Here is a 6,495-nt window from a genome sequence, read left to right as displayed (position 1 = left end):
ATAACCCGAGACGACGCCATTCCAAGCTAGGCTATCTCAGCCCCATGGAATTCGAAGCCAAGGCCGTGCTAGCTTAACTTACTGTCCACGAAACCGGCAGCAGCTCAAAGAGCGAGATGGATCGCTTCTAAGGGGGCAGACCAGCGGCAGCTTTACGACACCGATTGACGATGCTCTGGCGGCGCTTGGGCATCGACGGAATGTCGTGATGTCGGCCGCTTCGTTCCTGTTTATTCCGGAAATCGTCTCTGTGAGCGACCTTGTCGCGCTTGTGCCGCGACGGCTGCTGCCGGCCCAAAGCGATCGTCTCATGGTGCTCGATGTGCCGTGGCTGGCGGAGCAGTTCGACATCAGCCTGATCTGGCACGAACGCAGCCACAGCCATCCGGGGCATCACTGGATCAGGGGCTTGGCCATTGAACTCATGGCTGACGGGGCGAACGGACCGAATGCCCTGACGTGACTCCCATATCTTCCGCATTTCGCGTTAGATCGGCTTAACAGCGTTCGGGCCGCTCCCTGCGCTTCACCGTCGATTCGGTTTGGACGGAGACGACCTTCCAGGTGAGGTATGCCTTCTGGCGCCTAATCCTGTGCCAGCCCCAAAACCGCGCCGGTTTCTGTTTGCAGGATGACGGCGGCGCGGAGGCCCGCCGGATGCGGCACATGCAGCACCACCGCCGCACCCTGCCACGTACCCAGCGGCACGATGGCGCGCACGACATTCACCTCGGTGATGACCACCCCGCCATTCTCTCCGGCACCAATGGGCGTCTTGTGCACCGGGTCGTAGCCGACCAGCAGGATTTTCGCGCGGCCCGCCCCCGCGCCAATGGTCACGGTCAGGTCCTTGCTCACGGTCATCAGGCGCACCGGTACATTGCCCGCTGGGGCTGCGGCGGCCTTGGCGATGGCGCCTGTCACCGCGGCGCGATTGCTGCCCACCATCTGGCTTGTGCCGTCAACCACGGCCTCGGGCGTATAAACCTCGGTGGAGCCGCGTAGGCTCGCATACCAGTTCTGGCGGTCGGTGGCGGCGTCCAGCGAGTCGCTGTCGTGCCAGCCGAGATCGTTCCAGTAGGTCACGTCAAAGCTCAGCGGCAGGATGTTCTCCCCCGGCGTGCGCGCCAATTCGGCCAGCAGCGCGTTGGCAGGCGGGCAGGAGGAACAGGATTGCGAGGTGAACATCTCCACCAGCACCGGCCGCGGGGCGGCCAGCGCCGGGGCGGCGGCGAACAGGAAGCAGGCGAGGGGCAGGTATTTCATTGGGCGGTCCTTTGCTGCAAGTGGCGGGGACCTTGCGTCAGGCCCGCCCGCCGCGTCGAGGCATCATGTTGATGCCGCCGGGGCATCGGCGGCCAGCACGGCGCGCAGGCGCGGGGCCGCGAAGTCGAGGAACGCGCGCAGCTTGAGCGGCATCCGTGGCTGGCCCGCATGGACGAGGCTGACCGGCAAGGGCGGCGGCTCGAACTCTTGCAGCAAACGCAGCAGCCGCCCCGCCGCGAGGCCCTCCTGCGCCTGATAGGAGAGCACGCGCGTCACCCCCAGCCCGGAAAGGGCCGCGTCCACCGCCGCCGCCGCCGTGCTGACCACCAGGCGCGGGCGGATGGGCACCACCTCCGCCGGGAACACCCAGGCGGTCGGTGGGTCCAGCGTGTCAAACGCGATACAGGGCAAGCCCGAGAGACCGGCTGGCTCGTCTGGCATAGTGTGGCGCGCGCAGAACTCCGCGCTGGCGCAGACGATGTGCCGCACGCTGCCCAGGCGCAGCACCGCCATCTGGCTATCGGGCAGCGCGCCGATGCGCAGCGCCGCGTCGATATGGTCGTCGATGAGATGGGCGTTGCGGTCGGAGAGCTGCAGGCGCACGCTGATCTCCGGGGAGGCGGCAAGAAACTCGTTGACGACCGGCAGCAGATGCAGCCGGCCAAAGGCGAGCGGCGCGGTGAGCGTCAGCTCGCCCTTGGGCGTCGCATAGGCGCCGGCGGCGGCGCGCTCCGCCTCGGCCACCTGCTCGAGAATGCTTTTGCAGGCGGCATGGTAGGCGGCGCCCGTGTCGGTAAGGGCCAGGCGGCGCGTGGAGCGCAGCAGAAGCCTGGTCCCCAAAGCCGTCTCCAGCGCCAGTATCTTACGGCTCAGTGTCGGCAGCGGCACGTTCAGGCGGCGGCTGGCGGCCGACAGGCTGCCCGCCTCCACGGTGGCCGCGAACAGGGCCATGACTTCCAGCCGGTCCATTCATCCTCTCAATTGCTGAAAATAATACTCCCAGATTTTCCGCATTATTTTGATCCTTGGGCAAGTCTATCTGGAGGTTGTTCCAAACAACCCAGGAGCCCCCTGATGTCCCGTTTCCCCATTCCTACCCTTGAGCAAACCCCCGCCGAAACCCATGCCACGCTGGAGGCCGTGCGCCAGCAGTTGGGTGCCGTGCCCAACCTGTTCCGCCTTGTCGCGGCGGCGCCTGCCGTGCTGAACGGCCTTGTCAGTCTCTCAGGCGCGCTGGGCAGCGTGCTCGATCTCACGACCCGCGAGGCCATCGCCATCGCCGTGGCGCGGGTGAATGGCTGCGACTACTGCCTCTCGGCGCACAGCTATATCGGCCTCAATCTCGCCAAGGCCCCGGCCAGTGAGGTCGCCCTGTTCCGCCAGGGCCAAGCCAGCGCCACTAAGCTGGCGGCGGCGCTGCGCTTTGCCACCGCCATCGCCAAGAGCGTGGGCGCTGTATCCGACGCCGAACTGACCGCCGTGCGCGATGCCGGTTACACGGACGGCGAGATCCTCGGCATCACTGCGCTGGTGGCGCTGAATTTCTTTACCAACCTGCTCAACAACGTGGCTAAGACAGACGTGGACTTCCCGCTCATCCGCGCCGCGGGGTAGAATGTTCCCGGTCTGGCGCCCCCGGCGCGCCAGACCGCCTTCCCCAGGAGTTCCCGATGAGTGAGTCCCGCCCGCCTTTGCCCCCCTTCACACCGGAAAGCGCCGCGCAAAAGGTGCGGTTGGCCGAGGATGCCTGGAACCGCCGCGACCCGGCCAGCGTCGCCCTGGCCTATACGGCGCACAGCCGCTGGCGCAACCGCAGCGAATTCTTCCAGGGCCGCCGGGCGATCGTCGACTTCCTCACCCGCAAATGGGCGCGCGAACTGGAGTACCGGCTCATCAAGGAGCTCTGGGCCTTCACAGAGGACCGCATCGCCGTGCGCTTCGCCTATGAATGGCATGACGAAACCGGCGCCTGGTTCCGCTCTTATGGCAACGAGAACTGGCTGTTCGACGCCAATGGCCTGATGCACGAGCGCCATGCCAGCATCAGCGACGTGCCGATCAGCCCGGCGGAGCGGAAATTCTTCTGGGACCGTGCCGCGCCGCGCCCGGCGGCTCATCCGGGGTTGAGCGATCTCGGGCTTTGAGCGCGCCCGGGGCGCAATCGGCCAGCCGGGCGAGCTCGTTCAGCTCTTCGGCATGGCGCCGCCCCCACTCGCACAGCGCCAGCAGCACCGGCTCCAGGCTGAGGCCCAGCAGCGTGGCGGAATACTCCACGCGCGGCGGCACCTGGGGAAAGACCTCGCGATGAATCAGCCCGTGCTCCTCCAGCTCGCGGAGCTGCTGGATCAGCACCTTCTGCGTAATGCCGGGGAGCAGGCGGTTAAGTTCCGAGAGGCGCCGGGGTCCGTCGAACAGATGGTACAGGAGGATCGCCTTCCAGCGCCCCGAAATGACCTTCAGGGCGCGCTCAGCTGGCAGGGCGGGCAGGCGCTTGGTGAGTTCGCTCATACTTACCTATTGGTCTGTATCGTACAAACATGTCTGTAGAGAGAAACATGCCTGTACCACATATCCGGGCCGGTAACACTCATTTTTGGAGATACGTGATGCAGGCCATTCAAATCAGCCGCTTTGGCGGCCCAGGGGTGCTGGAGATCGTCAGCGCCCCCATGCCGGAACCCGGCCCCGGGCAGATTCTGGTGCGGGTGCACGCGGCTGGGGTCAATTTCTCCGACGTGCTGATGCGCCAGGACCGCTACGCGATGACCCCGCCCTGCCCGCCATTCTGGGGCAGGAGGTCGCGGGCGTTGTGGCGGCGCTGGGCGAGGGCGTGACGGAGTTCGCCGTGGGCGACCGCGTCGCCGCCGCGCTGTTCGCGGGCAATGTCTATCTCGGCGGCTACGCCGAATATGTGGTGATCGGCGCCGACTATGCCGCACCGGTCCCGGAGGGTGTGTCCTTTGAGGTGGCCACGGCGCTGATGGTGCAGGGGCTCACGGCGCTGTACTTGGTGAAACAGGCGCCGCCAGCGGGCAAGCGCGTGCTGGTGAGCGCCGCTGCCGGGGGCGTGGGCTCGCTGCTGGTGCAGCTGGCCAAGAGGGCGGGAGCCGCCAGCGTGATCGCCGCCGCCAGCACGGCGGAGAAACGTGCCTTCGCGCAGTCGCTGGGGGCGGATGCCGGCGTTGACTACACGCAAGCCGATTGGGGCGAGGGGCTGCTGCCAGACGTCATCTACGAATCGGTGGGCGGCCAAGTGACGATGGAGAGCCTGCGCGCGCTGGCCCCGCTGGGACAGGTCGTCATCTACGGCGCGCTCAATATCCAGCAGTTCCAGCTTGGGGTCTCCGAACTGCTGGGATTGATCTTCAAGAACCAATCCGTGACCGGCTTTGCCCTGACACCACTGCTCACCCCCGCGGCATTGCGATCCGCGCTCGCGGCGTTGTTCGACCTGGCGGTCCGCGGCGAAATCCTCGTCGCCATTGGCGGGGTGTTTGCGTTAAAACAGGCCGCCGACGCGCATCGAGCGTTGGAAAGCCGCAACAGCCGCGGGAAAATTATCCTGACCCCATGATCGGAGACAGGCGAATACGGGTCCTGATCGTGCATGCCCATCATGGACGGTCCACTTGCGACGGTGCCGGGACCCGTGAAGCCCTGTCGGCTTTGACGGACGCGGGTCACGAGGTCGTGGTCTTGGATCTCTACGGCGTGGACCTTGGCCTTGGCGAGTATGCGGACAAGAGGTCCACCTCGAAAGGCCGATTGACAGGCTGACGTTGATATTGTAGCGGTCGCTCTAGAATTGAGGAATCGAAATGACCCGTGGGCGCTCATTTGATGAAACCGCTGCGATTGACGCGGCCACGGAGAGGTTCTGGAAACATGGATACGCCGCGACTTCCGTACGGGATCTGGGTGAGGCCATGGGTCTGGGGGCCGCCAGTCTCTACAACGCTTTCGGCGACAAGCGCGCCCTCTTTGAACGTTGTCTGGATCAATATCTCGACGCCAATATGCGCGCTCGCATCGGCCATCTCGAAACGACCTTGCCGCCGCGCCAGGCGATTGAGGTTTTGCTCACCAACATCGTAGAGCGATCTTTGCGCGAACGGCTAGGCTGTATGCTGGTCAACACTGCCATGGAGGTCGCGCCGCATGACAGCGCCATCGCCGACACGGTTGCTGCGCGGCTGGGCGAGTTGGAAGCCTTCTTTCGCCGTTGCGTGATCGCGGGCCAGCGCGAGGGGAGCATCAATCCCGATCGGGACGCCTCGGACTTGGCGCGGCTGCTTCTGACGACCGTGATAGGAATGCGTGTTTTGGCTAGAGGCCGCCCCGAGCGGGACCTGCTGGAAGGCGCTGTCCGCCAGATTTTGGCTCTATTCGATACCCCTTGCAAGGATGCGCCCTCATGATCGACCTCTACTATTGGCCGACGCCGAACGGCAAGAAAGTCACGATCCTGCTCGAAGAGCTAGGGACGCCCTACCGGATCGTGCCGACCAACATCGGCAAGGGCGACCAGTTCACTCCGGATTTCCTCAGGATTTCGCCCAACAACCGGATGCCCGCACTCGTCGATCACGCGCCGGCTGACGGCGGCCCCCCGATCAGCATTTTCGAGTCGGGCGCGATTTTGATGTATCTCGCCGAGAAGGCGGGCCGCTTCTATCCGCAGGACATCCGCCACCGATATGAAGTGAACCAGTGGGTGATCTGGCAGTTGGCCAATCAGGGGCCGAAGCTCGGCGAGGCCGGCCATTTTCTCAGGCTCGGCGACAAGCAGGGCGACCAGTCTTACGCCGTCCGCCGCTTTACCGACGAGGCCAATCGGCTATTGTGAGATTGGGCCCGGGGTAGTCGGCACGAGCGGTCTTGGGCCGCCACGCGATCCCGTTAGCCAAATCTCGACCTTCACCCTTGTGGCTGTTCCAGAGCTCTCCACTTGGGCGATGATGGGGCTCGGGTTCGCTGGTCTTGGGTTTGCCGCGTATCGCAAGACTCAGAGAGGCGTCGCTTCCGCGGCTTGATCCCAACCGCTGATCGCGAAAGAAAGGCCGCCTGCGCCAGGCGGCCTTTATGTTTGCGAGCACAAGCGGCCCTGCAGCGAATGCGCTTTGCGAAGTGCTCTCCCCCCTACTCCGCCGGCGCGGGCCTCGCGCGCTGGTTGTAGAGCAGCTTGGCGCGGCGCTCGCGCTCTTCCGGCGATAGCATCTCGGGGTCTTC

Annotated in this window: 10 protein-coding genes; 7 read left to right on the top strand and 3 right to left on the bottom strand. The window is 65.2% G+C overall.

Translation table 11 applies throughout. The annotated features are described in order from the left end of the window. Positions 1 to 49 precede the first annotated feature (49 nt). Positions 50 to 463: a LysR substrate-binding domain-containing protein gene (locus tag ACLPJJ_RS10870; protein WP_443590998.1), complete on the top strand. Its 414-nt coding sequence runs from the start codon at positions 50 to 52 to the stop codon at positions 461 to 463. A 122-nt stretch (positions 464 to 585) separates the two neighbouring features. Here the strand turns inward: ACLPJJ_RS10870 and ACLPJJ_RS10865 are convergent, their stop codons facing one another. Together ACLPJJ_RS10865 and ACLPJJ_RS10860 are read right to left on the bottom strand one after the other, a co-directional pair. Further along, positions 586 to 1,266, bottom strand: coding sequence for a DUF1223 domain-containing protein (locus ACLPJJ_RS10865; protein WP_443590997.1), 681 nt, complete (start codon positions 1,264 to 1,266; stop codon positions 586 to 588). A 63-nt stretch (positions 1,267 to 1,329) separates the two neighbouring features. Further along, complete coding sequence (locus ACLPJJ_RS10860) at positions 1,330 to 2,235, bottom strand: LysR family transcriptional regulator (protein WP_443590996.1); 906 nt, start codon at positions 2,233 to 2,235, stop codon at positions 1,330 to 1,332. A 105-nt stretch (positions 2,236 to 2,340) separates the two neighbouring features. Between ACLPJJ_RS10860 and ACLPJJ_RS10855 the strand changes: the two genes are divergently transcribed. Both ACLPJJ_RS10855 and ACLPJJ_RS10850 read left to right on the top strand, forming a co-directional pair. Further along, positions 2,341 to 2,880: a carboxymuconolactone decarboxylase family protein gene (locus ACLPJJ_RS10855; RefSeq protein WP_443590995.1), complete on the top strand. Its 540-nt coding sequence runs from the start codon at positions 2,341 to 2,343 to the stop codon at positions 2,878 to 2,880. 56 nt (positions 2,881 to 2,936) lie between these two features. Beyond that, positions 2,937 to 3,410: a nuclear transport factor 2 family protein gene (locus ACLPJJ_RS10850; RefSeq protein WP_443590994.1), complete on the top strand. Its 474-nt coding sequence runs from the start codon at positions 2,937 to 2,939 to the stop codon at positions 3,408 to 3,410. Here the strand turns inward: ACLPJJ_RS10850 and ACLPJJ_RS10845 are convergent. Then, positions 3,325 to 3,774 carry a winged helix-turn-helix transcriptional regulator gene (locus ACLPJJ_RS10845; protein ID WP_443590993.1) on the bottom strand — a complete coding sequence of 150 codons (450 nt, stop codon included), beginning with the start codon at positions 3,772 to 3,774 and terminating at the stop codon, positions 3,325 to 3,327. The genes ACLPJJ_RS10850 and ACLPJJ_RS10845 overlap by 86 nt on opposite strands. Positions 3,775 to 3,872: 98 nt before the next feature. Here ACLPJJ_RS10845 and ACLPJJ_RS10840 point away from each other — a divergent pair, with 98 nt between their 5' ends. The 4 genes from ACLPJJ_RS10840 (at position 3,873) to ACLPJJ_RS10825 (ending at position 6,112) form a co-directional block, all read left to right on the top strand. After that, positions 3,873 to 4,100, top strand: a complete 228-nt coding sequence (locus ACLPJJ_RS10840) for an alcohol dehydrogenase catalytic domain-containing protein (RefSeq protein WP_443590992.1) — start codon at positions 3,873 to 3,875, stop codon at positions 4,098 to 4,100. After that, positions 4,076 to 4,840, top strand: a complete 765-nt coding sequence (locus ACLPJJ_RS10835; RefSeq protein WP_443590991.1) for a quinone oxidoreductase family protein — start codon at positions 4,076 to 4,078, stop codon at positions 4,838 to 4,840. The genes ACLPJJ_RS10840 and ACLPJJ_RS10835 overlap by 25 nt, the downstream gene beginning before the upstream one ends. 244 nt (positions 4,841 to 5,084) lie before the next feature. Beyond that, complete coding sequence (locus ACLPJJ_RS10830) at positions 5,085 to 5,684, top strand: TetR/AcrR family transcriptional regulator (protein WP_443590990.1); 600 nt, start codon at positions 5,085 to 5,087, stop codon at positions 5,682 to 5,684. Next, positions 5,681 to 6,112, top strand: a complete 432-nt coding sequence (locus ACLPJJ_RS10825; RefSeq protein ID WP_443590989.1) for a glutathione S-transferase N-terminal domain-containing protein — start codon at positions 5,681 to 5,683, stop codon at positions 6,110 to 6,112. The genes ACLPJJ_RS10830 and ACLPJJ_RS10825 overlap by 4 nt, the downstream gene beginning before the upstream one ends. The last annotated feature ends 383 nt before the right edge of the window (positions 6,113 to 6,495 follow it).

It is taken from the genome of Acidocella sp. (assembly GCF_052326845.1).
Taxonomy (GTDB): Bacteria; Pseudomonadota; Alphaproteobacteria; order Acetobacterales; family Acetobacteraceae; genus Acidocella.
This window is presented reverse-complemented; position numbering and strand designations above follow the sequence as displayed.

Coding starts and splice junctions, on each gene's coding strand:
- ACLPJJ_RS10865 (WP_443590997.1), bottom strand. CDS start 1,266: ATGAAATACCTGCCCCTCGCCTGCTTCCTGTTCGCCGCCGCCCCGGCG.
- ACLPJJ_RS10860 (WP_443590996.1), bottom strand. CDS start 2,235: ATGGACCGGCTGGAAGTCATGGCCCTGTTCGCGGCCACCGTGGAGGCG.
- ACLPJJ_RS10855 (WP_443590995.1), top strand. CDS start 2,341: ATGTCCCGTTTCCCCATTCCTACCCTTGAGCAAACCCCCGCCGAAACC.
- ACLPJJ_RS10850 (WP_443590994.1), top strand. CDS start 2,937: ATGAGTGAGTCCCGCCCGCCTTTGCCCCCCTTCACACCGGAAAGCGCC.
- ACLPJJ_RS10845 (WP_443590993.1), bottom strand. CDS start 3,774: ATGAGCGAACTCACCAAGCGCCTGCCCGCCCTGCCAGCTGAGCGCGCC.
- ACLPJJ_RS10840 (WP_443590992.1), top strand. CDS start 3,873: ATGCAGGCCATTCAAATCAGCCGCTTTGGCGGCCCAGGGGTGCTGGAG.
- ACLPJJ_RS10830 (WP_443590990.1), top strand. CDS start 5,085: ATGACCCGTGGGCGCTCATTTGATGAAACCGCTGCGATTGACGCGGCC.
- ACLPJJ_RS10825 (WP_443590989.1), top strand. CDS start 5,681: ATGATCGACCTCTACTATTGGCCGACGCCGAACGGCAAGAAAGTCACG.